Annotated in this window: 22 protein-coding genes and 1 pseudogene; 15 read left to right on the top strand and 8 right to left on the bottom strand. The window is 66.4% G+C overall.

The features are described 5' to 3' along the window. Positions 1-38: 38 nt before the first annotated feature. The gene (locus QH470_RS03385) at positions 39-1,343 is read left to right on the top strand and encodes a class I SAM-dependent methyltransferase (protein WP_280270767.1); all 1,305 of its coding nucleotides are present in this window, start codon (positions 39-41) and stop codon (positions 1,341-1,343) included. Positions 1,344-1,465: 122 nt separating this feature from the next. On the opposite strand, the pseudogene QH470_RS03380 reads toward QH470_RS03385, so the two are convergent. Then, positions 1,466-1,810, bottom strand: a pseudogene (locus QH470_RS03380) (Dyp-type peroxidase); the annotation flags it as partial. Between the two features lie 190 nt (positions 1,811-2,000). Between QH470_RS03380 and QH470_RS03375 the strand changes: the two are divergent. Further along, on the top strand, positions 2,001-2,810 hold the full coding sequence (locus tag QH470_RS03375; protein WP_280270766.1) for an SAM-dependent methyltransferase: 810 nt from the start codon (positions 2,001-2,003) through the stop codon (positions 2,808-2,810). A gap of 53 nt (positions 2,811-2,863) precedes the next feature. Here QH470_RS03375 and QH470_RS03370 read toward each other — a convergent pair whose 3' ends face one another. The 4 genes from QH470_RS03370 to QH470_RS03355 form a co-directional block, all read right to left on the bottom strand. Next, a complete protein-coding gene (locus QH470_RS03370) occupies positions 2,864-3,769 on the bottom strand; it encodes a terpene synthase family protein (protein WP_280270765.1) in 906 nt (301 codons plus the stop codon). Positions 3,770-4,444: 675 nt separating this feature from the next. Then, a complete protein-coding gene (locus QH470_RS03365; protein WP_280270764.1) occupies positions 4,445-5,536 on the bottom strand; it encodes a terpene synthase family protein in 1,092 nt (363 codons plus the stop codon). Positions 5,537-5,548: 12 nt separating this feature from the next. After that, a complete protein-coding gene (locus tag QH470_RS03360; protein WP_280270763.1) occupies positions 5,549-6,580 on the bottom strand; it encodes a polyprenyl synthetase family protein in 1,032 nt (343 codons plus the stop codon). Between the two features lie 265 nt (positions 6,581-6,845). Continuing rightward, entirely contained in the window at positions 6,846-7,622 is a 777-nt protein-coding gene (locus tag QH470_RS03355; RefSeq protein WP_280270762.1) for a creatininase family protein, read from the bottom strand. A gap of 433 nt (positions 7,623-8,055) precedes the next feature. Here QH470_RS03355 and QH470_RS03350 point away from each other — a divergent pair, with 433 nt between their 5' ends. The 13 genes from QH470_RS03350 (at position 8,056) to ribA (ending at position 21,424) form a co-directional block, all read left to right on the top strand. Further along, a complete protein-coding gene (locus QH470_RS03350; protein ID WP_280270761.1) occupies positions 8,056-9,285 on the top strand; it encodes a helix-turn-helix domain-containing protein in 1,230 nt (409 codons plus the stop codon). A 187-nt stretch (positions 9,286-9,472) separates the two neighbouring features. Beyond that, positions 9,473-10,465 carry a mevalonate kinase gene (gene mvk, locus QH470_RS03345; RefSeq protein WP_280270760.1) on the top strand — a complete coding sequence of 331 codons (993 nt, stop codon included), beginning with the start codon at positions 9,473-9,475 and terminating at the stop codon, positions 10,463-10,465. Then, a complete protein-coding gene (mvaD, locus tag QH470_RS03340) occupies positions 10,465-11,508 on the top strand; it encodes a diphosphomevalonate decarboxylase (protein WP_280270759.1) in 1,044 nt (347 codons plus the stop codon). The genes mvk and mvaD overlap by 1 nt, the downstream gene beginning before the upstream one ends. After that, positions 11,505-12,599: a phosphomevalonate kinase gene (locus QH470_RS03335; protein WP_280270758.1), complete on the top strand. Its 1,095-nt coding sequence runs from the start codon at positions 11,505-11,507 to the stop codon at positions 12,597-12,599. Before mvaD ends, QH470_RS03335 begins: the two co-directional genes overlap by 4 nt. A gap of 189 nt (positions 12,600-12,788) precedes the next feature. After that, positions 12,789-13,925, top strand: a complete 1,137-nt coding sequence (gene fni, locus QH470_RS03330; protein ID WP_280270757.1) for a type 2 isopentenyl-diphosphate Delta-isomerase — start codon at positions 12,789-12,791, stop codon at positions 13,923-13,925. Then, positions 13,922-14,977, top strand: coding sequence for a hydroxymethylglutaryl-CoA reductase (locus QH470_RS03325; protein WP_280270756.1), 1,056 nt, complete (start codon positions 13,922-13,924; stop codon positions 14,975-14,977). Before fni ends, QH470_RS03325 begins: the two co-directional genes overlap by 4 nt. 20 nt (positions 14,978-14,997) lie before the next feature. Beyond that, positions 14,998-16,170 (top strand): hydroxymethylglutaryl-CoA synthase, encoded by a 1,173-nt coding sequence (locus QH470_RS03320; RefSeq protein ID WP_280270755.1) that lies wholly within the window; start codon positions 14,998-15,000, stop codon positions 16,168-16,170. A 28-nt stretch (positions 16,171-16,198) separates the two neighbouring features. Next, a complete protein-coding gene (locus QH470_RS03315) occupies positions 16,199-17,158 on the top strand; it encodes a ketoacyl-ACP synthase III (RefSeq protein ID WP_280270754.1) in 960 nt (319 codons plus the stop codon). Continuing rightward, positions 17,155-17,382: an acyl carrier protein gene (locus tag QH470_RS03310; RefSeq protein WP_280270753.1), complete on the top strand. Its 228-nt coding sequence runs from the start codon at positions 17,155-17,157 to the stop codon at positions 17,380-17,382. The genes QH470_RS03315 and QH470_RS03310 overlap by 4 nt, the downstream gene beginning before the upstream one ends. Positions 17,383-17,400: 18 nt before the next feature. Beyond that, a complete protein-coding gene (locus QH470_RS03305; RefSeq protein WP_280270752.1) occupies positions 17,401-18,453 on the top strand; it encodes a terpene synthase family protein in 1,053 nt (350 codons plus the stop codon). A 65-nt stretch (positions 18,454-18,518) separates the two neighbouring features. Beyond that, positions 18,519-19,367: a terpene synthase family protein gene (locus tag QH470_RS03300; RefSeq protein WP_280270751.1), complete on the top strand. Its 849-nt coding sequence runs from the start codon at positions 18,519-18,521 to the stop codon at positions 19,365-19,367. A 179-nt stretch (positions 19,368-19,546) separates the two neighbouring features. Beyond that, a complete protein-coding gene (locus QH470_RS03295; protein WP_280270750.1) occupies positions 19,547-20,725 on the top strand; it encodes a prenyltransferase/squalene oxidase repeat-containing protein in 1,179 nt (392 codons plus the stop codon). An 87-nt stretch (positions 20,726-20,812) separates the two neighbouring features. Next, on the top strand, positions 20,813-21,424 hold the full coding sequence (gene ribA, locus QH470_RS03290) for a GTP cyclohydrolase II RibA (RefSeq protein WP_342228415.1): 612 nt from the start codon (positions 20,813-20,815) through the stop codon (positions 21,422-21,424). Between the two features lie 4 nt (positions 21,425-21,428). Here the strand turns inward: ribA and QH470_RS03285 are convergent, their stop codons facing one another. The 3 genes from QH470_RS03285 to QH470_RS03275 form a co-directional block, all read right to left on the bottom strand. After that, complete coding sequence (locus QH470_RS03285; RefSeq protein WP_280270749.1) at positions 21,429-22,625, bottom strand: helix-turn-helix domain-containing protein; 1,197 nt, start codon at positions 22,623-22,625, stop codon at positions 21,429-21,431. 164 nt (positions 22,626-22,789) lie between these two features. Then, a complete protein-coding gene (locus QH470_RS03280) occupies positions 22,790-24,196 on the bottom strand; it encodes a tryptophanase (RefSeq protein ID WP_280270748.1) in 1,407 nt (468 codons plus the stop codon). A 26-nt stretch (positions 24,197-24,222) separates the two neighbouring features. Then, entirely contained in the window at positions 24,223-25,254 is a 1,032-nt protein-coding gene (locus tag QH470_RS03275; RefSeq protein WP_280270747.1) for a methyltransferase, read from the bottom strand. Positions 25,255-25,400 lie beyond the last annotated feature (146 nt).

Here is a 25,400-nt window from a genome sequence, read left to right as displayed (position 1 = left end):
AGGTGTCTTCGTCGGCCGGGGAGCTGAATAGTGGTCGTATGGGCAGTACAGTCGCGGCGACATTCGCACCTCTGCTGCGGCTCGCGTTCGGGTCGCGGCCGCCGCTGCGTTTCGAGTTCTGGGACGGCAGCGTGGTCGAGTCGACGGGCGAGTGTCGCGGAACAATGCGTATACGGTCGAAAGATGCGCTGAGCCATATGGTGTGGGCACCTGGCGAACTCGGAATGGGCCGCGCCTTCGTTTCCGGCGCCGTGGATATCGAGGGCGATATCTTCGAGGTCCTCCGTCAGCTGCAGTCCGCAGTGCCGGGCGACGCCCGCTTGGGTGTCGCCGGAGCGTGGCGGGCGGTCAGCGCGGCCGGGCGGCTCGGGGCACTCGGCCATCGCCCGCCGCGGCCACGCGAGGAGGCACGACCGCGTCGTGGCCGGCGGCACACGCGGAGCCGGGACGCGCGGGCGATCAGCCATCACTACGACGTCGGCAACGAGTTCTACCGACTGGTCCTCGGTCCGAGCATGACCTATTCGTGCGCCCGATTCACGACCGAGGACGATGACGGACGCGGCCCCGCCGATGCGAACGTCTCCCTGACCGATGCCCAGCGCGCCAAGCACGATCTGATCTGCCGCAAGCTGGGCCTGGCCGAGCGGCCGGGCATGCGCCTGCTCGATGTCGGATGCGGATGGGGCTCCATGGCGATGCACGCGGCCACGACGTACGGCGCACGGGTCGTAGCGGTCACGATCAGCAGTACTCAGGCCGAACTCGCACGCCGACGAGTAGCCGATGCCGGCCTGTCCGGCAGCGTCGAGATCAGCTTGTCGGACTACCGCGACCTGCGCGGCGAACAGTTCGACGCCATCTCCTCGATCGGCATGTTCGAGCACGTCGGAGCGAACCGTGCCGGGGAATACTTCGACAAACTGCACTCCCTGCTCCGGCCCGAAGGACGCCTCCTCAATCACGCCATCTCCTCCATGGGCGGATCCACGATGGGTGATCGGTCCTTCGTCGGACGCTATGTCTTCCCCGACGGAGAACTGCGCGATGTGTGCGATGTCGTATCAGCAATGGAGCGCGCGGGTTTCGAGGTCCGTGACGTCGAGGCGTTGCGGGAACACTACGCACTGACACTGCGGAAATGGGTCGCCAATCTGGAAGAGGGTTGGCAGCAAGCGGTTTCACTCGCCGGGGAGGGACGTGCGCGAATCTGGTGGGTGTACATGGCGGCCTCGGCCCTGGGGTTCGAGGACGGTGGGCTCGGACTGCATCAAGTACTGGGTGTGGTCCCCGATTCACAGGGCCGCTCGGGCATGCCCGGAAATCGACGGGCGTGGAGATGATCTCGGACCCACAGTCGGCTATATCCGGCATCCTCCGACTTGCCTTGCACATAGGTAAACCGTCACCGCATCGACTGGGCTGCAACCGGTCCGGGTGGATCTGGTAGCGGGCCTACCGACGCTCAGCCCAGCAGCGCCCGGGCGTACCAGTCGCTGCTGTCCACCACGCCGGGCAGGGCCAGGAAGTACCCGCCTCCGAAAGGCTGGACGTAATCGGTCAGTGGCTCGTCCACCAGACGGGTCTGGATGGTTTCGAACTGGCGTTGGATGTCCTGCTGGAAGCAGGTGAAGATGTGGCCGGTGGCCATGTTGCCGTTGGGGTCCAGGCCGAGGTCGTAGTTGTAGGAGCGGCGGACGAGTTGCTGGCGGTCGGTGGCGGGGGTGCGTGGATTGGCAAGGCGGATATGGGAATCCAGCGGGATGATCGAGCCCTCGGGGTCGGCGGCGTAGTCGGGGGTGTCGAATTCCAGGATGGTCGTGCTCGACACCGGGCACGTCCCGTTCTCCTCCGCGCCGCAACCATTCCTGGAGATCGTCCTACCGTTCGTGCGATCCAACCAGGCTGCCGCCCAATAGTTTTGCACTGCCTCTCGACCCGGCTCGGCCTAAGATCGACATAGCGATGGCTTCAGACGACAACGGAACGGAGACAAGTCGGTGGTCGACAAGGAACCGGTGGACCTCGGCATCGACCGAGCGCACGGTGCCCGTATCTACGACTACATCCTCGGCGGCAAGGACAACTACGAACCCGACCGGGCCGCCGGTGACGAATCATTGAAAGTGTGGCCCGCGCTGCGGGTCCATATGCGAGCCAATCGCGCCTTCATGCACCGCGTCGGCCGTTTCCTGGCCGCCGAACGCGGCATCCGCCAGTTCCTCGACATCGGCACCGGCATCCCCACCCAGCCCAATCTGCACGAAGTCGTCCAGGCGGTCGCGCCCGACGCTCGCATCGTCTACGCCGACAACGACCCGATCGTGCTCGCCCACGCCAGGGCGTTGATGACCAGCACCCGCGAGGGACGCACCACCTACATCGACGCCGACATGCGCGACCCGGAAGCGATCCTCGCCGCCCCGCAACTGCGCGACACGCTCGACCTGAACGAGCCGATCGGGCTGTTGCTGATCGCGATGCTGCATTTCATCGAGGACGATGACGAAGCACTCCGGGTCGCCCGCCACGTGATCGATGTCCTGCCGCCGGGCAGCTACTTCGCCGCCACGATCGCCACCGACGACTTCGCCCCCGAACCACTCGCCAAGGTGCGCGACCTCTACCATTCGCACGGCGAAACCCTCCGGTGGCGCACGAAGGCGCAGGCCGAGCAGTTCTTCGAAGGGCTCGAACTCGAAGAGCCGGGCCTGGTCCAAATGCACAAATGGCGTCCGGATCCCATCCACATCGGCTCGGTCGCCGACGCCGACATCGCAATGTACGGCGCGGTCGGACGCAAGCACTGACAAAACGAAAGTGGTCGGCAGCAATGCCCCGGCCGTGTCTCGAATAGACGCGATCATGCCTCGGTAGCGAGTAGGGCGGGCTCGTGCGCTTCGACGTTCTCGGCGGACGGCTGAGGACACCGTGTCCAGAGCGTTCGGTTAGGACCGAATGTGGCGTAGCCGCTTGTCATACCGGTCCATCGATACCCGTGGCCATGATAGCGAGGGGTGAGCCAGGACCACCCGAGATTCCCTGCGCAGAGCAGTCCGAGGCCATCGAGCACTGTCCCGAGATCGTGTTCTCCCGGGTGGCCACGGTATCGCAGGCGTAGATCATCGGAAAGCCGTGTGAGTTGCCGGTCGTCTTCCGCGGCCAGGTCGCACACGGTGTAGACGGCACTCTGCAGTGAGATGCGGCGGTCTCGCATCACGCACAGCACGGAATTGAACTCGTCGCCTGCGAGGATCTCTTTGCGCATCGACAGCAAATCATTGGTGAGAGTTATGTGGTCACACGTCAGCCGGGCAGCTTGTGCGAGGTCAGGATCATCGCCGATACTTCCGAGATCGAGATCATGGAGATATTCCAGCAGAACAATGTACGAGTACATTCCGATGGACTGCTCGCGGATCCGGCGATAGCTCTCCAGATCTGGAATCTCGCTGCGGGAACGATAGGAGTTCTCTTCGGCGGTGTACTGAAACCAATCTTCTTGTCGGGCCACGAAGCGCTCCCATACATGCGGTCGCATGCGCGAACGTAAACGTCCAAAAATATCGGTGAAGGCCCGGCCGTACGGATGCTGCTCTTGCCACGCCCGCTCGACCCGCTCGAAGAGCGCCTGCTCGACCAAAGCCAGATCGTCGATGGCGAAGAACAAGCTTGTCACACAGGACAATTCGAGAACTCGGTCGACCGGAGCGGTCGGGAATACCATAGCGTCCCACGGGATGTAGTGATCCTCGAGGAAGCGATCCATGGAATTCCCGGCCAGAGGCAAGAATTCGGTAGTCCAGAGTGCGGTACCCGCTCGGATTCTGGGCCATTGCGGATGTAAGGCGACCGGTGTCGAGCAAGCGATCTCGGGCTGGTAATAACCCTCATTCCGAATATCGTGCACGATACCTCCCGTACCGGGCCGGCTGTCGGGTATCGAAGTCCGATGTGACATCATTTCACCCGCTTCGCCACTTGGAGCCTTCGTCAGTGCGTACGACGGATCATCGTGAGGGTCTGTTCTCGGCGGAAGCTTCTGCGGTGCATACCGAGTATCTTGTCGGCGCATATCATTTCGGTTCGAGAAGCGTGTAAATCCCAGGCCGTCCGGCACAGAGGTCGAGCTCGCAACGACGGCGGTGCTCCGTTTTCACGCCGACCGACGCATCCCGGCGAGCGGTGCTGCGGCGCTCGCCGGGATGTGCGGTCTGATAGCGACTCCCCCTGTCCCCCTGCAGGATCCGCGTTACGACGGCTTGTTGAACAGCAGATCGACGGTGCCGAGTTCGGCCTGCTCGATCTCCTTGACCAGTTGCTCGAGTCGATCGGCCAGCGCTCGAACTGCTCGCCACGTGGACCGGCGCACAGCGGCTGTCCGCGGCCGACGGCCCCGATCCGGAACACCTGTCGCGAGCCGAGCGGTCGGGGCCCGGGAACGCTAGGGCGAGACAAGGGTGGGGAGGTCTTGGCGGCGATCCTGGCAGTAACGCCCGGTCTCCGGTTCCACGTGCCATCGCAGGGCTCCCCCGGTGCTGAGCAGCAAACTATCCCACCAAGCGGTGGCTCGGGCGGTTTCACGAGGATCGAGTTGCAGCTCACCCAGTAGAGCAGGGAGACGGGCTTGCTGAGCGAGCACGCTGTCGCACAGATCGAGGACCAGCCGGTAGGCGCTATCGATGGCGTCCTGCAGACCACAGGATCGGTCCTGCTGAATGGCGTAGACGACGTTGCTGTAGGGATTTTCTCGGGCGAGACTGCAGATGTCGTTCCACCAAGCAACGATCAATGTGCAGTCGGTGAGGGTCTGCTGAATGGTGGGGTGACGAATGAACCGCCGCGGCAAGAAGGCGGCATCGGTGAGTTCGATGTACTCCCAGTCGAACGACATCTCGGAGGCCCAGAACCGTTCTCGGCGTTGCTCGGTCACCGTGGCTACGCGTCTATCGCCGCTTAGCCCGGTCTCCCACCGGTAGTGGTCCAGCCAGCCGAGCGTATGGGTGACGATGCGTTCCCACAGTTCGGCGCTCGCACGTTGTCGTATTTGTTCCCAGAGGTGCATCAGCGCATAGTTGAACGGGTCCGACGCCTGGTCGGGTACGTAGCCGGCGAAGACCTGTTTGCTGACCTCGACGGTCTCGGCGGTGGCGGCCTTGTCCCAGCCGAGGGGGCCGTCGAACCGGTCGTCGTAGGCGAAGAAGAAGCCGAAGATATCGGCGACCAGTTGCAGATCGTTCCGGCCGATTCGCGGATGCATCAATGATGCGACCCGCGCAACGCAGGCGCCGGTGGCTTCGTCCAGGTGGACACCCAGGTCGGCAAGTCGGTTTCGGACCGGAGCGACTCGGTCTTGGAAGGGGTTGGCTTCGAACGGCAGCCGGATTTCGAACTCCGGGAATTGCACCCGCTCGCTGCGCGTGAACTTCGGATCGGCGAGCCCTCTCGACTGCGCACTGTCCATATCGCATTCTCGGTTCCGATTTTCGGTTGCCAATTCCTTGGCTCCAGGTGCGTCAAGGCTCTTGAACTCCATCGCGGTATCCGCTCACCGGCGCCGGTGGGTAACGAGATGCGCCAACACGATGAGGTCGTCGACGTCTGCGCGATCGGCGAGCACCGCCAGGGCCGCGTCGATCTTCTGGTCGGCGTACTGCTGGGCTCGCTGTTTACCGCCCGCGGTGACTATCAGGTCCGCGGCGTGGGCCGCCCGCGTCGGTGTGATCGGCGTGCCCGACCGGTACAGCGCAGCGAGTTCGGCCGCTGCGGGATCATTCGATTCGAGCGCTGCCACGACGGGGAAAGTGCGTTTTCGCCGGATGACATCGTTTCCTGCCGGTTTTCCGGTGACACCCGGATCGCCCCAGATCCCGAGCAAGTCGTCGGTGATCTGGAATGCAATTCCGAGTTCGCGGCCGAATGTGTCCAGGGCGGTGACGGTGGCGGCGTCCGCTCCGGCGCAGGCGGCGCCGAGCGCGCACGCGCACCCGAGCAGGGCGGCCGTCTTGCCCTCGGCCATCGCGAGGTATTCGTCCACCGAAACCATCGAGCGGGTTTCGAACGAGCAATCCTCGGACTGCCCCTGACACAACTGTGCCGCAGCGCTTTCCACCCGGGCGACCGAGTCCGCGGCCACGGAGGCAGGCAGCGTCTCGACCAGCACGCGAACAGCCGCGGCATGCAATGCGTCGCCGAGGCAGATGGCGTCGGGCATTCCCCACACACTCCAGACCGTCGCACGGCCACGCCGGATCCGGTCCGCGTCCATCACATCATCGTGAACCAGCGTGAAATTATGGATCAGTTCGACAGCGACCGCGGCAGGCACCGCAACCACCGGATCCGCTCCGCAGGCAGTGGCCGCGGCGAACGACAACGCGGCACGCAAGCCCTTTCCCCAGCCCGCTCCTGTCGGATTGCCGGATCGATCGCTCCAGCCGAAATGGTAGGTCGCCATGCGCCCGAGCGGCTCGGGCAGTTCCGCGATCGCGTCCCGCAGTCCCGGCTCGCACCGCCGCCGAGCGCTCCCCAGCACCGTCTCGGCAGCATGGGCATCGAAACTCGTTGCTGTTCGGGTCATTACGCCTGCACCGTCCTCGGCTCTGATCTTCGCCCGCCAACCACGACGGCACGGCTAGGCCGATCCCGCACCCGGCCGGTCCGCACCGGATCGGAGCGATATCGATTCTCAGGATCGGCTCGCGGCCCGCCCGGAACAACGCAGTCCGGCGCATGCCTGCCATGCGGCACCCGCATAGCCACCGCAACGCCTGCGACGCATAGCGGTCATGTCCGCGACGAGGTTTCTCGTCAACGATCAGCATGGCCACCGCATCTACCCACACCTATGAGTGCACGGAATCGATGCCGTCGCGGCGGTACCGGGCGACGGCCCCCACCGGCAGCCGGTGGCAGTCGGCGAGTACTGCGAGCTGATCGGCGAAGGCTGCGGTGAGGCTGTCGAGTGCGGCTTGTCCTTTGGCCGCAGTCGCCAGCGACGGGTAGCCGATGATGCCGCTGGCGGTGTAGCCGGCCATGCCGGTGACGAACAGATGCCGGCGATCACCCGTCGCGTTGTCGGCCGATCGGTAGGTGTCGCCGACGAGTTCGGGACAGGTGTGGAGCAAGATCGAGGTTTCCAACTCGCCGCCGTGCATGTCGGTGTGGCTGTCGGTCCGCATGCCCGCGTATTCGCGTGCGGCGTTCCAGTCTTCCTTCGTCGGAAACAGCGCCATCGTGCGAGCATCGGTGTTGTGCTCGCAGACGACATTGGACAGCACATGGTTGCCACCGTGCCCATTGACGACCACCAGGGTCGTGACACTCGACCGGGCCAACGATTCGATGATGTCGTCCACGACCGCGACCAGCGTGGCTGCCTTGATCGACACCGTTCCGGCGAATCCTGCGTGTTCGTGTGAACAGGACACGGTGATCGGAGGGAGCAGGAACAGGTCGTAGGCCGCGGAGAGTCTGTTCGCGATCGAACAGGCGATCGCCGTATCGGTCATCAGCGGCAGATGCTGTCCGTGCTGTTCGAAACTCCCGATCGGGAGAATCGCAGTACGGGCCGGGCAGACGGCCACATCGGCAGAGGTCGCGGTGTTGATCCAAGAAGGCAACGCGCCACTCCCCTGGGTTCGAGTTCGTGGTCGTCCGGATACGCGCTCCCAGACGGTTATCATATCGTAGCGGTCGGCGCATGCGTCGGACACGGCTATGCAACACCTGCATATCGGTCATTCGCTATCAACGTAACTTGTTCTCGCCGTGCAGTTCTCGCATACACTTGAGCTATCGACCATCGCGAACGCACTACTGCAACCTCGATAGTGCGCACCGCGGTGCAGTGAGGCTGGCGGGCGAGCGCCGAACGATCTCGTGACGGCACAGTCGCGAGTTTCCTTGCGCGACAGTCTGTTGGACTCCCGGATTGGAGTCTCGATGGGGAATGCCAGGATTCAGACCTGTACGCGGTGCGGCACTCGGCTCGCTCGTGACAACGCGGGTCCGTGCTGCGGAGCATGCGCGCGGGCGAACGATACGGCCCCGCAGTTGTCGGCCGCCGAATGGCGCACCGCCGATGTGCGAACAGCATTGCGTAGCAAGGATATCGGCGCGGTCATCCGTGCGTGGCGGCACCATCCCGCCCACGGCCCGCGCCCTGTCCCCCAGACCGATCTCGCGCGCTGGCTCGACATCACGCAGGGCCAGCTCAGCCGAATCGAGAACGGCCGCAGCAGGGTTCGAGACATCGACAAGCTGAGCCGCTACGCACGCATCCTCGGCGTGCCGGCGGAGCTACTCTGGTTCGAGATCGACGAGCCGGCGCCGAACCCGCCGCCCGCCACCGAACGACTCCGGCTCCCCAGCGGCACAGTCGATGTCGCTGCGCCCGCCGCGAAGCCGGTGCTCGCCGACTCGCTGCTGAGCACCCTCGACGAATACGTGCTCACCGACAACCTCGCCGGGCCACACGCGCTGTTGCCGATCGTCACCCAGCAGGTGCAGTTCGTCGAACACCTGGCACGCGTCAGCCGCGGCCGGACCCGCACCAAACTCCGCGCCGTCCACGCACGATTCGCCGAGTTCCTGGGGTGGCTGCATCAGGACGCGGGAAACCTCCGCGCCGCCATCGAGTGGACGACGACCGCGGCCGGTATAGCCCGCGAGGCCCACGACGACCGGCTGCTGTCCTACATCCGGATGCGGCAGTCCAATCTCGCCGCCGATTCCGGCAATCCGCACGCCACCATCGAACTCGCCCACGCCGCCTTGCGCACACCGGCCAGACTGACGCCCCGATTACGCGCGATGGCATGGCGGCAGCTCGCCCACGGCCACGCTCAGCTCGGCGCCGCCGTGGACTGTGCCCACGACCTCGAGCAGGCCTGGGACCATGCGACCCAACCGGACGGGGAGAACGATCAACTCGCCGGCTACTGCACGCCCGAATACATCGCCATGGAGGCTGCCGCCTGCCTGGTCGACCTCGGGCACCCCGACAAGGCCATCGCCACGCTCGAGCCCCGCCTACCCCGCTGGCAACCCGAGAACCGCCGAGATCTGGGCCGCGGACTGGCACTGTTCGCTGTCGCGCTCGCCCGCACGGGCCAGTCCGATCAAGCGCTCGACGTCGCGGAGCACGCCCTGGCGATCACGGCCGAGACGCTGTCGAACAGGGCCGAACAACAGCTGTATCGCGTTGTGCGGCAATTGATCAACGCAGACGCGCCCGATCATGCCGCGGAATTGCGCATCGCGCTCCACCAGGCACTGCGCTGACTTCGCCAGGGGCCTGTATGCCGCCCGCGCATGGTCTCCATGCGCGGGGAAACCTTCCGGCTACTTCGGCGGAGCACGATTCTGAAACTGCGTTCGATGCCGGCTCCATCACGCGATGTTCGTTCATCGAATGACCGCACCGTCACGCCGGCCGGAAGCGGCCGCCAGGGTAAAAGGTAGCGCTGCAATGACTCTGACCGATACCGCCCCGGACCGTGCTACCGGGACAGGACGTGCACACGGCAAGGTCGTCCTGATCGGCGAGCACACCGTCGTCTACGGCATGCCCGCCATCGCGATTCCGATGTCCGGACTCTCAGCGCACGCCACGCTGCGCCCGCCGGAGGCCGACTCGCCTCCGCCTGCCCCATCCGCTCACCGGCTGGGGCACGACGACGCATTGGAAGTCCGGTTCACCTGCAGTGTCGACACGATCCCGGCCGGTTCCGGCGCGGCCGCCGCCACCGCGGCAGCGCTACGGTGCTGGGATCCCCACGGCCGGCCGTGGGAGGTGCGGATTCGCAGCGACATTCCGCCCGCGCGAGGTTTGGGATCCAGCGCCGCGGCCGCCGCGGCATCGGTGCGCGCAGTCGCCGACCTGTGCGGCGCCGCGCTGGACGAACGCTCGCTCTACAGGCTGGTGCAGACCGGCGAGAAGGTCACACACGGCCGACCCAGTGGCGTCGACGCCGCAGCGGTCACGGCCACAGGGCCGATCCGGTTCGCCGCCGGCATAGCCCGGCCGATCCCCACGCGTGTGAACGCCGGCCTCGTCGTGGCCGACACCGGCGAATCCGGCAGCACGCGGCAGGCCGTCGATTCGGTGCGCGCGAGACTGCAACACGACCACGCGAACGCCCGGCGGTTGCTGACCAGGGCGGCCGAACTCGCCGAGGGCGCCGCCGCCGATCTGGCGGACGGAGACGCATCCGGACTGGGAGTGCGGCTGACGGAGTTCCAGCGGTTGCTCCGCGAATTGGGTATCAGCACAACAGAACTCGACCGGCTGATCGCTGCCGCTCTGAAAGCCGGTGCGTGCGGCGCGAAGCTGACCGGCGGCGGGCTCGGGGGCTGTGTGCTGGCACTGGTCGAACCGCACCGCACCGCGGCCGTCCGCGAGGCGCTCACCGCAGCGGGCGCCCACCGGACATGGACGATGCCGATGACGCAGGAGACGTGATGAGTACCTCCGAAACCACCTCCCGCCCAATCCAATTCGCACGGGCGGGAAGCGGACCGGTCGCGATCGCCTACCCCAACATGGCGTTGGTGAAGTACTGGGGCAAACGCGACGAATCGCTGATCCTTCCGGTCACCAGCAGTCTTTCGATGACCCTCGACATCTTCCCCACCACGACCCGAGTCACGCTGCGACCGAAAGCGGCGGTGGATACCGTGACGCTCAACGGCCGTCGCGTGCCGCCACAGACCCGCGTGCGCGTCGAACGATTCCTTGACTTGGTGCGCGACATGGCGGGCCGGTCCGAGCCGGCCCGGGTGGAAACGAACAACACTGTCCCGACCGGCGCCGGGCTGGCCTCGTCGGCCAGCGGCTTCGCCGCGCTCGCCGCCGCGGCGACGGCCGCCTACGGTGTGGAGCTGGACGCGAGAGCGCTGTCCCGTCTCGCACGTCGCGGGTCCGGATCGGCGTGCCGCTCAATCTTCGGAGGTTTCGTCACCTGGCATGCCGGAACAGGTTTCGGCGCCGCCGGCGACGAGAGCTGCTATGCCGAGCCGATCGAATGCGCACTGGATGTCGCGCTGGTCGTCGCGATCGTCGACGCCGAGCCCAAGGCGTTGCCGAGCCGGACGGCCATGCGGCATTCGGTCGCGACCTCGCCGTTCTACCTCCCGTGGGCCACCGCGAGCCGCACCGACCTCGAACAGGTCCATGCCGCGCTCGCCGCCGGAGACCTGGAGCGCGCCGGGCAGATCGCCGAACACAACGCACTGGGAATGCATGCGGTGCTGCTCGCGGCCAGGCCGGCGATACGGTACCTCGCACCTCGGTCGCTGCGTATCCTCGACCGTATCGAAAGACTGCGGGCCGACGGCATCTCGGCCTACGCCACCATCGACGCCGGTCCCAACGTCGCCGTTCTGTGCGCTCGCCACGACGCGGCACGCGTGGTCGTAGCACTGCGCGAACTCGACGACACGATGGCGATCCGCATCGCACACCCAGGCCCCGGTGTCACGGTGACCGGTGGCGACCAACGATGATCCGCCGCCGCGCACCCGGCAAGCTGTTCCTCGCCGGCGAGTACGCCGTCCTGCAGCCGGGACATCCGGCCGTCGTCGTCGCTGTCGACCGCTGCGCCACCGTCACAATAGCCGAAACCCATTGCGGAGAAACGATACTCGTCTCGGATCTCGGTGGCGGGACGCGAATCCGATGTCTGCGCGACGGAGGTCGCTTGGTCCCGGCACCCGGACACAGCGACGAGAACTTCGAGTACATACTGTCGGCCGCGAACGTCGTGGAACAGCTCGTACTCGAATCAGGCGGGCGGCCACAGCCTTTCACCGCCACCGCCACCGGTGCCGACCTGACCGACGGCTCCGGCCGCAAACTCGGGTTGGGCTCCAGCGCCGCGATCACCGTCGCCATGGTCGCCGCCCTTTCCGCCTTCTATCGCCTCCCACTCACCCCTTTCGACCGTTATCGGCTGGCCATGCTGGCCACCCTCGCGATCGACGCGAGAGCGTCCGGCGGCGACATCGCGGCCGCCACATGGGGTGGGTGGATCGCCTACCACAGCCCCGACCGTGCCCGAATCCAGGAACTGGCCGGCACCGTCACCGGGGCGCTGCGCGCCGATTGGCCTGGTTTGTCGGTCCGCCCGCTACCGGCGCCGCACCGCACCCGCCTGCTGGCGGGGTGGACCGGGCAACCAGCCTCGACCTCGACTCTGACCGGACGCACCGGCGGCAACCACCGGAGTATCCGAGCACACCCGACATTTCTCGCCGGGACCACGGCCTGCGTCGAACGTCTCATCACCGCCGTGGGCGCCGACGATGTCCTCGGCGTCCAGCGTGAGATACGCCGGGCCCGAACACTTCTCGAGGACCTCGACGCCGTCGCAGGTCTGGGAATCCGCACGCCCGAACTCGACGCGCTCTGTACCGCAGCCGATATCGTCGGCATTGCGGCCAAGTCCTCCGGCGCCGGTGGCGGCGACTGCGGTATCGCCGTCGTCGACCGTGACCGTCCCGAGCAGGCCGCCGCACTGATCCGCCGCTGGTCCGCCGCCGGAATTCGCCATCTCCCGCTGCAGGTATACCTCGGCGACAGCAATGCCGCCGAGTAACCATGTCACCACCGGTCACTCGCCGGCGATCCGTCCGGTATGCGCACAACACATGCGGCGCATGCGCACCGGTGTCTTCTGTTCGGCTATCGAGAGCCCGAAGCTGAGATCACGCTCCCATTCCCGTGTAGCCGCCCAGCGGGCTCGGCGCCGGCGTGACGGCACGGATTCCCGTGAAAGGAGGCATGAATGACGACCCGCCCGGACTCGATCGGCGATCGCAAGGACGACCATGTGCGGCTGGCGGTCGACCAGCACCGGCAACCTGCCGAGGCCAACGACTTCGACGCTGTGCGCTTCGTACACCACGCGCTGGCCGGCATCGATCGCATCGACGTCGATCCGACGGTCGAGGTCGCCGATTGCCGTTGGCCCGCACCGTTATACATCAACGCGATGACCGGCGGAAGCGACCGCACCGGCGCGATCAACCGCGAACTGGCCGTTGCCGCCGCCGAGACCGGACTGCCGATCGCGGCGGGTTCGATGAGCGCCTACCTGCGCGATCCGGCGCTTGCCGAGACTTATCGGGTGCTGCGCACAGAGAATCCGCGCGGCGTCGTGCTCGCGAACCTCAACGCCGACACCACGCCCGAGCAGGCTCGCCGCGCAATCGATCTCCTCGAGGCGAACGCGCTGCAGATCCACCTCAACGCCGTCCAGGAAATCGTCATGCCCGAGGGCGACCGCGACTTCGCCCATTGGGCAGGGCGGATCGAGGCCATCGCCGCGGCCGTGGACGTTCCGGTGATCGTGAAGGAGGTCGGATTCGGCCTCAGTCGAGCGACAGTGGCGCTGCTGGCCGATCTCGGGGTCACCGTCGCCGATGTCGGCGGACGTGGCGGAACCGACTTCGCGCGCATCGAGAATCGGCGGCGTGCCGACCTCGGATTCTCCTGCCTCGAAGGCTGGGGACAGTCCACGCCCTGCTGCCTGCTCGAGGCCACCGGCGTCGACGGCGTAACGCTGCTCGCCTCGGGCGGCATCCGCTCTCCGCTCGACACCGCGCGCGCACTCGCTTTGGGCGCCCGCGCGACCGGAGTAGCGGGAGCGTTCCTCACGGTCCTGCTCGACCGCGGCACCGATGCACTCGTCACGACGATCCGCGAGTGGCTCGATCACCTCGTCTCGATCATGACCGTGCTCGGCGCCGCCACACCGGATGCCCTCACAGACAGCGACCTCCTGTTGACCGGGCCCGTCGAAAGCTATTGCCGTGCAGCAGGTATCGACACGACCCAGTTCGCCCACCGCAGTGGGTCCCGCGTCGCGACCCGCTCCGAGTCGTGGCCGGGCGCACCGGCCGAAGGGACGGTTCTCGCATGACCACCTCGCACAGCCCGGCCACCGACCACGCCACCGTGCCGATGGCGTGGCTCGGCCCGCTCCGTATCCGCGGCAATGCGGTCACCGGCGAATTCGACATTCCCTTGGCCACTTTCGAAACTCCCCTGTGGCCCTCCGTGCACCGCGGCGCCGCCGTTTCGAGACTCACCGACCAGGGCATCGTCGCCACGGTTCTCGATGACCGGATGACCCGCTCGATCCTGGTGGAAGCCGACGACGCGAGTATCGCCCTCGCCGCCGTCGGTCACGTCCGGGACCGGTTCGACGAACTCCGCGATCTCGTCGCCGCGGACAGCCGGCACACGCGGCTGATCGATCTGCATCATCAGATCGCCGGGAATCTGTTGTTCCTGCGCTTCGAATTCACCACCGGCGACGCCGCGGGCCACAATATGACCACCCAGGCCGCCGACCGGCTCGCCGCCCGGATACTCGCCGACGTTCCGGGATTGCGCTACGAGTCGGTGTCGGGAAACTACTGCACGGACAAGAAGGCCAGCGCCGTCAACGGCATCCTGGGCCGCGGCAAGAACGTCGCCGCCGAGATCATGCTCCCCCGTGAGGTGGTCGAGCGCAGATTGCACACCACGGCGGCCCGGCTCGCCACGCTGAACACCCGCAAGAACCTCATCGGCACCCTGCTCGCCGGCGGGATCCGTTCCGCGAACGCCCATTACGCCAATATGCTGCTCGGGTTCTACCTCGCCACCGGACAGGACGCGGCCAATATCGTCGAGGGCTCACAAGGCATCACCCGTGCCGACGACCGCGACGGCGATCTCTATTTCTCCTGCACGCTGCCCAATCTGATCGTCGGCACCGTCGGTAACGGCAAACATCTCCCGCATGTCGAGCAGGCGCTCACCCGCCTCGGCTGCCGCCAGGAACGGCCGCCGGGCGCCAACGCCCGCCGGCTCGCCGCGCTCGCCGCCGCCACCGTGCTGTGCGGAGAGCTGTCACTGCTCGCGGCCCAAACCAATCCCGGTGAGCTGATGCGCGCCCACACCCGGTTCGAACGCACCCACCGCTGACACCGAAGGAGGACTCGGCCATGCCCCACCCGCGCGTCGGAATCGCCGACCTGTCCATCGCCACCACCCACTACATGATCGATCACGCCACCCTCGCCCGGCACCACGGTGTCGACGTCGCCAAATACCACCGCGGGATCGGCCAGGACGCGATGAGCGTCCCCGCTCCCGACGAAGACATCGTCACCCTCGCCGCCGCGGCGGCGGCGCCCGTCCTCGAACGCCACGGCACCAGCGCGCTGCGAACCGTGTTGCTGGCCACCGAAACCGGCGTCGACCAGTCCAAAGCCGCCGGCCTGTATCTGCATCCGCTGCTGCGGCTGCCGCACACCACCCGCGTCGTCGAACTCAAACAGGCGTGCTACGCCGCCACCGCGGGCCTGCAATTCGCCGCCGGACTCATCGCCCGCGACCCGGCCCACCAAGTGCTCGTCATCGCCACCGATATCGCCCGCTACGACACGGGCACTCCGGCAGAGGCCACGCAGGGCGCCGCGTCCGCGGCGATCCTGGTCACCGCCGACCCCGGCATCGCCGAACTCGAGTCCGTCACCGGCGTCCACTCCAGCCACGTGATGGATTTCTGGCGCCCCAATCACCGCACCACCCCGGTCGTCGACGGCAAGCTGTCCATCACGACCTACCTCGACGCCACAGCCCACGCCTACGCCGACTACCGCCGCCACGGCGGCCGCGACCTCGACGACTTCGCCGCTTTCTGCTACCACCAGCCATTCACCGCGATGGCCTACAAGGCCCACCGCCACCTGCTCGGCACGCACGGGCAGGCGCCTTCCCACGACGACCTCGACACCGCGCTCGCCGCCAGCACTCATTACAACCGGGCGGTCGGCAACAGCTACACCGCGTCGCTGTACCTGGCGCTGGCCTCGCTGCTCGACCACCGAGACGAGCTCGGCGGCCGGCACGTCGGGATGCTCAGCTATGGCTCCGGCTGTGTCGCCGAGTTCTTCTGCGCCACCGTCGTTCCCGGCTATCGCGACCATCTGCGTGCCACCGCCCACGACCACGCGGTCACCGCCCGCAAACCTCTCGCCTACGACGACTACCGGTCCCTGCACGAGTTCCGGATCCCCGCCGACGCAGGCCGCCACAATGTGCCCGAACACACCGCCGGCGCTTTCCGGCTCGCGGCCGTGGAGGGCCACGAACGCATCTACGAAACCCGCTGACCCGCACCACGGAAACGACATTCAGCAGATGACCGCACCCGACAGCATCCGTCTCACCGCCATCGGCACCTACCTCCCCGACCTGCGGGTGCCGAACCTGCCCGCAGCGACGACTCTGGGTGTCGGCGAAGACTTTCTGAACACCAAGATCGGTATTCACACCCGCGCGGTCAAACAGCCGCAGCAGCGCACCAGTGACCTGTGTGTCGAGGCCTGCGAAGACCTGCGGCGGCACGCGAGCGTGCACCTCGACGCGACGCAACTGCTGTGCGTCGTCACCCAGAATCCCGACCAGCGGATTCCACACACCTCCGCCATCGTCCACGAAAAGCTGGGGCTGCCCGGCGCGTGCATGACCTTCGACCTGTCCCAGGGCTGCGCCGGCTACACCCACGGCCTCGCGGCCACCGCCGCCCTCGCCGACCGATACGGGTTCGAACACGTCCTGCTGTGCACCTGCGATCCCTACACCACCATCACCGATCCGCACGACCGCAACACCGCGCTACTGTTCGCCGACGCCGCCACCGCGACCTACCTCACCACCGACGCCCCCGGCTACCGGATCGTCGACGCCGACTTCGGCACCGCGCCCGGCACTACGTCCGTACTCCGCTGCGGCACAGAACATCTCACCATGGACGGCCGCGGCGTATTCCTCAACGCCGCCCGCGAGGCGCCCCGGAGCATCGAGCGACTCCTCGACCGCAACGGGCTCGGCCCGCACGACATCGACGTGATCCTGGCCCATCCCGGATCCAAACGCATCATCGACGTGGTCCGCGAAACACTCGGCGTCGACGAGGACCGGCTCCCGTTCGAGATCGCCCACTACGGCAACACCGTCTCCTCCTCCCTGCCCCTCATGCTCGCACCCCGCCTCCACACCCGGCCGCCGGACACAGTCCTGCTCGCCGGCTTCGGAGTCGGCTTCACCTGGGGCACCAGCCTCATCCAACACACCCGATCGGAACGGAGCACCCGATGATCACCGCACACGACATCAGCGACCTCATGACCGGATTCGACACCGGCACCGAATCTCTCGAACCGCATGTCCCCCTGGAGGATCAGGGCGTCGACTCGATGGACATGACCACGCTGCTGACCCGCATCGAAAAGACCTACGGCATCACCATCCCCACGGCCGACGCCGACGAACTACACAGCCTCGACCAACTCGCCGACTACGTGAATTCGGTCCGTACCTGACCAGGGCCGGACATCAGAATGGCGACGGCGCAACAACCTCCGATCACGGAGCTGCCCGGCTTCTACTGCCCGATCGAGTCGGCCATCCATCCGGACGCCGCTTCCGTCGAGGCGAAAGCCCATGCGTGGCTTGCGAAATGGAAACACTTCGACAAACACCCGGCCCGCGTGCTCGACAGCCGAGGCGCCGAGTTCTTCGCCCGGATGGTGCCGCACGGGCCGGCCGACCGACTACAGATCGCCGTCGAATGGACCTACTGGGGATTCTCGTTCGACGACACCTACTGCGACAGTGCGCCTTGGAACACCCGCACCGCCGAGTTCGCGCGGCTCACCGGACGTATCCTGCGCATGCTGGAATCGCCGGGCTCGGACATCACCGAACCCGGCGACTGCATGCGCCCGCTGGCCGACATAGCACGCAAATTCGGCGAGGTCGGCACGCCCGTGCAATACCGGCGCTGGGTGCTGGCTCAACGGGCCTGGTTGACCGGAGTGATCTGGCAGATCGGTAATCAGTCCCGCGCGGTCATGCCGTCGCTCGACGACTACCTGGCCATGCGCATCAACAGCGCCGCCGGAGAACCCGTCACCGCCATGATCGAATTGGTGACCGGACCGCAGATCCCGGCGGACGAATTGGATCACCCCGCGGTGCGTGCCTGCACCGAGATGGCGCGGATGCTGGCCTCGCTGGACAACGACCTCCAGTCCTACGCCAAGGACGTCCACCACGACGAGTCCGACCAGAACATCGTCAACGTGCTCGTGCACCAGCGCCACAGCCATCGCGGCGCGGCGCTGCGCGACGCCGTCGCCCTCCGCGACCGCATCATGTGCCGATTCCTGGAACTATGTGATAAGACCGCCCCGCACCAGTCCGAGCCCACCCGCCGATATCTGACAGACCTGGGGCACGTCGTGCGGGGAAATCTCGATTGGGGCTTCAGCACCCCGCGCTACCGGGTATCCGGCGCCACGCCAACCGGTCACTGGGTCGACCACCCCCACGACACCGGCACCGAATCACCCGCGTCCACCATCGCCTGGTGGTGGGATCGGCACCTGTAGCCGGCGGAGATCCCCTCCATTGCCGAAGACGTTGCGCCGCAGCCACATACATTCAGGAGTACGACATGGTCGAGGCCCGGAACGAGTTCAACGGCGTGCAGGCCGCGCGCGCACTCCAGCTCATGACGGTGGCCGGCCGCTGGTGCTCGAGCTACGGGTTTCACACCGGAGCCGCGATCGAGGCCACGGCACTGACCATCGCATTCTCCGCACCAGCCACGATGGACGTGGCGCGTTTGATCCCGGCGCAACTGGTGGGTGTGTGGCTGTCGGTCACCGACGACGTCTTCGACACTCAGCTCTCCGACCGGACCCGGTTACACAATCTGGTCCAGCACTGCGATGTAGCCGCCGCTACCGGCCGGTGCGCCGACGACACGGACCCGTACGAGAGTGCGCTCGTCGATATCGTCGGCCGTCTGAGTTCATTACCCGATTACGCGCGGTGGAAGCCGTTCTGGCATCAACAACTGCGCACCGTCCTGCGAGAATGGGAATGGGCCTGGCGGGCCGACCACGCGCAAGTTCGACCCGAGCTGGACGAATATCTGTTGCACAGTTCGGCGTATGGCGCGTGGCCGGTGGTGATCGCATTATGGATGGCCGCCGGCGGCCCAGAGATCGTCGACCCGCTGCGAGAATCCTTCGACCGCGCACAGACCGCCTTGATGCTGACCAACGATCTGGCCACCGCCGATCGAGAATACGAGCAACACACCGTGACCAACGCGTTGTTCCTCGGCGCCGAACCATCCCGAATGCAGCACCTGATCGCCGACCACTTGGCTGAGCACAAACGCCTGGCCCAGCCGCACGCCGACACCACTGCCGGTCGGATTGTCACCCGGCTCACCGATTTTCTGATCGGCTTGCAGCAGATCGACATCCATCACCCGGAATGGCAGCACCGATGACAAGCGCCGCCTCGATACTCGCCGATCTGGCCGCGACACCATGGGGGCAGCTCGCCGGTCCGTCGGTTTACGAAACCGGGCGACTCGTGGCATTGGCACCGTGGCTCCCTCTCCACCGAGAACGCGTCCGATGGCTGGTCGAGAGTCAGGCGCCGGACGGCCTGTGGGGAGACCCGGGTATGAGCGCGTACCGGATAGTGCCCAGTCTCAGCGCGATCGACGCTCTGTTGATCGACGGCACCGCACGAGGAAGGGCCGCGGCGTGGCGTGCGCTCCATCGCCTCGACACCGACATCTCCGCACTACCGGATACGCCGGGAGCCGAAATCCTCTGCGCCGGCCTTGTCGAATCGATCAATCACCGAGTGCCGACACGGCTTTCCGCGCCGGCGGACTACTTCCGTCGCCTGAGCAAGGCCCGGCGAACTCTGCGGAGTCCATCGACCCCGCCGACCAAATTGCTCCACATGCTCGAGGTGGATCCGGTTGCCGCACGGGGTCACCCGTACATACGACCCGCGTCCAACGGCTCGATCGGTGCGTCACCCGCGGCGACGGCCGCATGGCTCGGCAGCGCTCCGGCAGGCGACCACCCCGCAGGGCACTACCTGCTCGCAGCAATACGCCGGTACCACGGGCCGGTCCCCTGTTGTCTCCCCATCACCACATTCGAACGCGCCTGGGTACTCGGTTGGCTTACCCAAAGCAGCGTCGACGTGCCGTTCTCGACCACGCTCATCGAGCCGCTCACCGCGGCTCTCGGACCCGACGGGGCGCCGACCGCCGACGGATTACCGCCCGATGCCGACACCACGGCCTGCACACTGCACACCCTCGCCTTGCTCGGGCACCCGCGCAATCCCGACGTCCTGCGCAGATTCGAACTCGACACCCACTACTGCACCTGGCCCGGCGAAGACGGAATGTCGGTCACTACCAACGCGCACGCGCTCGAGGCGTTCGGCATTCACGGTGACGACGCGACTGTCGGAAAGATCCGCGCCTGGCTGCTGGACCGGCAGAAAGGCGATGGCAGTTGGCACGATCGCTGGCACGTATCGCCGTTCTACGCCACGTTCTGCGTGGCCCGCGCCCTGGCTGTCTACACGACGGACCAGGCCGCAGTCACCCGGGCCGCACGGTGGGCCGCACAGCAGTCCCCGACAACACGAGAAGAAGCCGCCTACGCGATCCTCACGACACACCTCGCGCACGACTGTCCCTCGCCCCAGTCTCTCGCGGCGCTACGGTCCCCGAAACCACAGCCCGCGCTGTGGATCGACAAAGACCTCTACCACCCGACAGCCATCGTGCGCGCGGCGGAACTCGCCGCCATGTCATCGATCGGCATCCTCTGACATCGGCTGCTACATGCTGCGGCGGAGGATAACTGTTCGATTGCTAGCGTATGTTGATCTTGTGACGAGATTCGGAACACGGTCGAAGTGACTCCGGGGCCGGTGTCTTCGGTGGGGGCTTCCGGTGCCCGGGTTCCGCCCGCGGCGATCCGTGCGCGGGTGGCTGTGGTCCTTCGTGGCACTCGGTCCGCGGCTGAACTCGTGACCTTCGACCGTCTCCTCGACGGGCGCGAGCACCTGGCCATCGTGGTGGCCGATGCGCCCGAGTCAGCGGCTCATCCGCCGCTGGTCCGGGTGCACAGCGAATGTTTGACCGGTGACGTGTTCGGATGCGATCGCTGCCGATGCGGACCACAGTTGCAGTACGCCTTGGTTGCCATCGCCGAGCGTGGCGGTGCCGTGCTGTACCTGCGTCAAGAAGGCCGCGGCATCGGTCTTTACAACAAGCTCGACGCTTATGTGCTGCAGGACGATGGCTACGACACCTACGAAGCGAACAAGCTGCTCGGACGGGGCGCGGACGAGCGAGACTACGGCGTGGCGGCGCAGATGCTCTACGCGCTCGGCATGCCGCGCATCGAGTTGCTGACCGGAAACCCCGACAAGGTACGGCAGCTGCGCACTCACGGCATCGAGATCACGGCCATCCTGGCGGCCGACGACGACCGTCCGGGCCCACCGAGACGAACCTTCACGTGACAGCTCACAGGGCGCTGTGCAGCGTGATTCGCAGTTTCGCCGCGTGGTCGTGCGCTCCGGTCGACTGTAGTTGCCGGATCAGCCGGTAGAGCTGGATTTCGGTTCTCGTGGAGTGCGTTTCGGCGGCGATCACGAGGGCGTGTCCCGCGACCTCCACTGCCCTGTCGGGCTCGCCGGTAGCGGCCAGAGCGGTAGCGAGAAGAGTCAGTCCACGGCCGAGGTCGCGGCGGTTTTCCGGATGCCAGCGTGGCAATCGCGGTTCCAGCACGTCGATCGCCTGTTCGGGGCGGCGTATTTCGATCAGGCAGTCCGCCGCTTCCAGGGCAACGTTGTCGGGTGTGCAGTGTCGCGCGAGGTCGGTGGCCTCGGCCGGATGCCCGGCGAGCCGAGCTGCCCGGTCGAGGGCACGCCGGCAGCTGTCGGCATCGCCGAGACGGGCATGACCGCGGGCGAGCTGACACTGTGCCATCGCCCGGTGCCGGTGCGTCAGATCCGTCGGCGCGCGCAGTGCCGTCCGAGTCAGTTCGAGCGCCGCAGGCGCGTCCCCCGCGTCGGAGGCGACGCTGCTCTGCCGCAAGCGAACGTAGGACAGCAGCCGGCCGTCCCGGGTCGCACGGGCTAGTTCCACGGCACGAGTGGCCCATTCCGCCGCGGCGGAGAGGTTTGCGGAATCCTGATACAACCAGCTGAGGAATTCGGCAATTCTGGCCCGCACCATGCGCAATTCGGCCCGAGCGCTCGCACTGCTCGTCTCCTCGAGGTGTTCGACGAACCTCGCCTGCTGAGTCACGACCGGGAGCACAGCGTACGAACCGGCCAGCCTGTCGGTACGCACGTATTCGTCGAGAGTGGTCAGGAGCGAACCGGCAAGGACCGGTTCGGGCGCGCGGGCGGTGGTCGTGACGACTGCGCCGTTCGGCAGTCGAAGTCTTTCCGCGGTCGGCGCCGCCGGTCCGCCGGTGTCGTCCAGTTCGAACCACAGCAATTCGGCGGGCACCCCGAGCACGCGCGCATAGTGGATGAGTTTGTCCAGATCACGAACCCGGTTGCGGCCGTTCTCGATTCGGCTGAGCTGGCCCTGTGTGACATCGAGCGCATCGGCGAGGGCCGTCTGTGGAATCGGCCGGGGCCCGTGCGCCTCGTGATGTCGCCATGCCCGCAGCACAGCGCCGATGTCCTTGCTGTACAGGGCGTTACGCATCGCACCTGTTCTCCACGCGGCCGCCGGCAGAGAAGGAACTCGACGCTGAGGTCGGGTGCAGGCGACGCAAACGGGTCCTCGACAGCCCGCAGTAGTGAGTCCACAAGCGTGCACGTACGGGTAATAGCCCGAAAGTATCGAGGTAATCCAGCGACCTGCCGGCTCTATGCCCCGGACCGGGTGACCGTGCTGTCCGCCGGAGCGAATCTTCCCTGGAAGAACCTCAGCACCGAGGGCTCATGGGTGAAGGTCAGGCCGGTGGTGATGGCGGCACGGTCGTTGTGCACGTTGATGATGCTGTCGGCGACGAAGTCGAGGTGGCTGCGGGTGTAGACACGGCGCGGAATCGTCAGTCGTACGAGTTCCAGTTTCGGGTAGCGGTGTTCGCCGGAGGCCGGGTCGCGTCCGGCGGAGACCGTCCCGCGCTCGGCGGCTCGGGTCGCGGAGTCGAGATAGATTGCGGCGGCGAGGGTTTGAGCGGGAAACCGGGAGCGCGGGAGGTGTTCGAGGGTAGCGGCGGCGTCGACGCAGACCGCGTGTCCGCCGATGGGCCGCATGACGGGAACACCGGCGGCGATGAGTCGATCACCGAGGTAGCCGACCTGTTCGACGCGGGCCCGGATATTGTCGTGCTCAACCGATTCCTCGATGCCGCGGGCGACGGCTTCCATGTCGCGGCCGGCCATTCCGCCGTAGGTGTGCAGGCCTTCGTAGATGACCACGAGGTTGCGTGCCTGCTCGGCGAGATCCGGGTCGCGCACGGCCAGCCAGCCGCCGATATTCGCGTAGCTGTCCTTTTTGGCCGACATGCAGGCGCCGTCGGTCAGGCGGCAGATCTCGGCGAGGATGTGGGCGATGCTCTGGTCGGCGCGGCCTGGTTCTCGCTGCTGGATGAACCAGGCGTTCTCCACGGCGCGGGCGGCATCGAGGATGATCGGGATGTCGTGTGCCGCAGTGAGTTCGCGCGTCTCGGCCAGGTTCGCGAGGCTGATCGGCTGACCGCCGGCCATGTTGACGGTGGCGGCGAGCGAGACGTAGGGAATGTTCTCGGCGCCGACGGTTCTGATCAGCCGGTCCAGTTTCGCGAGATCGACGTTGCCCTTGAACGGGTGCTCGTCGGCGGGGTCGTGAGCCTCGTCGACGATGATGTCGTGGAATGTGCCGCCGTTGAGTTCCTGGTGTGTGCGGGTGGTGGTGAAGTACATGTTGCCCGGAATGTGACTGCCGGGTCGCACCAGGATGCGCGAGAGGATGTTCTCGGCGCCGCGTCCTTGATGAGTCGGTATCACATGGTCATAGCCGTAGTAGTGCTGCACCGCCTGCTCGAGCCGGTAGAAGCTGCGGGAGCCGGCGTAGGCTTCGTCGCCGATCATCATGTCCGACCATTGACGATCGGACATCGCGTTGGTGCCGGAGTCGGTGTAGAGATCGATGAAGACATCGGCGGAACGCAGCAGGGAGGTGTTGTATCCGGCGGCGCGCAGTGCTGTCCGGCGTTCCTCCGGGGTAGGCAGCCGGATCGGCTCGACCATCTTGATGCGCCACGGTTCGGGCGGGTAGGGCGGGTACACAGGTCTCCTTCGCCGAGTGGTCGGGGTCAGCGTTTGCGGGCGACGAGAACACCGTTGGCGCCGAGTCCGTTGAACGCGTGCGTGTCGACGGTGTCGAATCCGGCGGCGTCCAGCCAGCCGGTGTATTCGGCCACGGTGTAGTTGCGTCCCCAGGTTTCGATGAGCATGTTCAGACTCATCAACGCCGCCAAGGGCGGCCCGGTCTTGTCATCGGCGACGAATGATTCACAGATCAGCAGATATCCCTGAGCAGGAAGGGCTTTGGCGCACGCGCACAGAATGTCGCCTATTTCGGTTTCACCCCAGTCGTGAAGAATATTCGACAGCAGCACGGCATCGTGACCCGCCGGAAGCGGGTCGGCGAAGAAGTCCCCGGAGACGATGTCGATGCGGTCGCCGAGTCCCGCCGCGACGACCGGGGCCTCGGTGAGTTCGCAGACGAACGGCAGGTCGAACACGGTGGCGCGCAGTGCCGGAAAGCGCTGGCAGAGTGCGATATCGAAGGCCGCGCCACCGCCGCCGACGTCGAGCATCCTGGTGATCGATGTGAAGTCGACGGTGTCGGCCAACAGCGTCGCGGTGTAGCGCGACAGCGAATACATCCCGTCCCAGAATGTCTGCACCATGACCGGATCGTCCGGCGCGAACAGCGATTCCTGTTTCTCGACATCCCAGCTGGTCGGGTGATTACCACGCAGCGAGGTCGCGAGATGTTCGTAGGCGGGATATTCGTGGCGGTCGACCACCTTGATCCAGCCACCGAAGTAATGCGGGCGGCCCTCGACCAAGTACTCCTCGGCCAGCACCGTATTGCTGTAGTGACCGCTGTGATCGCGTTCCAGCAAGCCGATGCCGGCGCAGGCGGTGAGCAGCAGCTCCGCGGGGCGGGACGCGATACCCTGCCACGCGGCGAATTCGTCGATCGTGGCGGTCCGGCCGGACAGCCACGTGAACAGCCCGAGTTCGTCGGCGAGTGCCAATGCCTTGAATGCGTAGACGCCCGAGGTGATTTCCATCAGAGGCACGGGAGTGACGGACGGGTGTGGCTCGGTGGTCATCGGTGCCTCCATAAGGTTGTAGGTGTCCAGGGCAAGGTGCTCTGGATGCCCAGGGCGGCGGGGTGTGGCTGATCGGTTCTTGCCGTTGGGTGGTTTGCGAGGAGTGGCCGCCCCGTCGTTCTGGACGCCTCGGCCGCTGATTGAAA

This window comes from Nocardia wallacei (assembly GCF_029868745.1).
Classification (GTDB): domain Bacteria; phylum Actinomycetota; class Actinomycetes; order Mycobacteriales; family Mycobacteriaceae; genus Nocardia; species Nocardia wallacei_B.
This window is presented reverse-complemented; position numbering and strand designations above follow the sequence as displayed.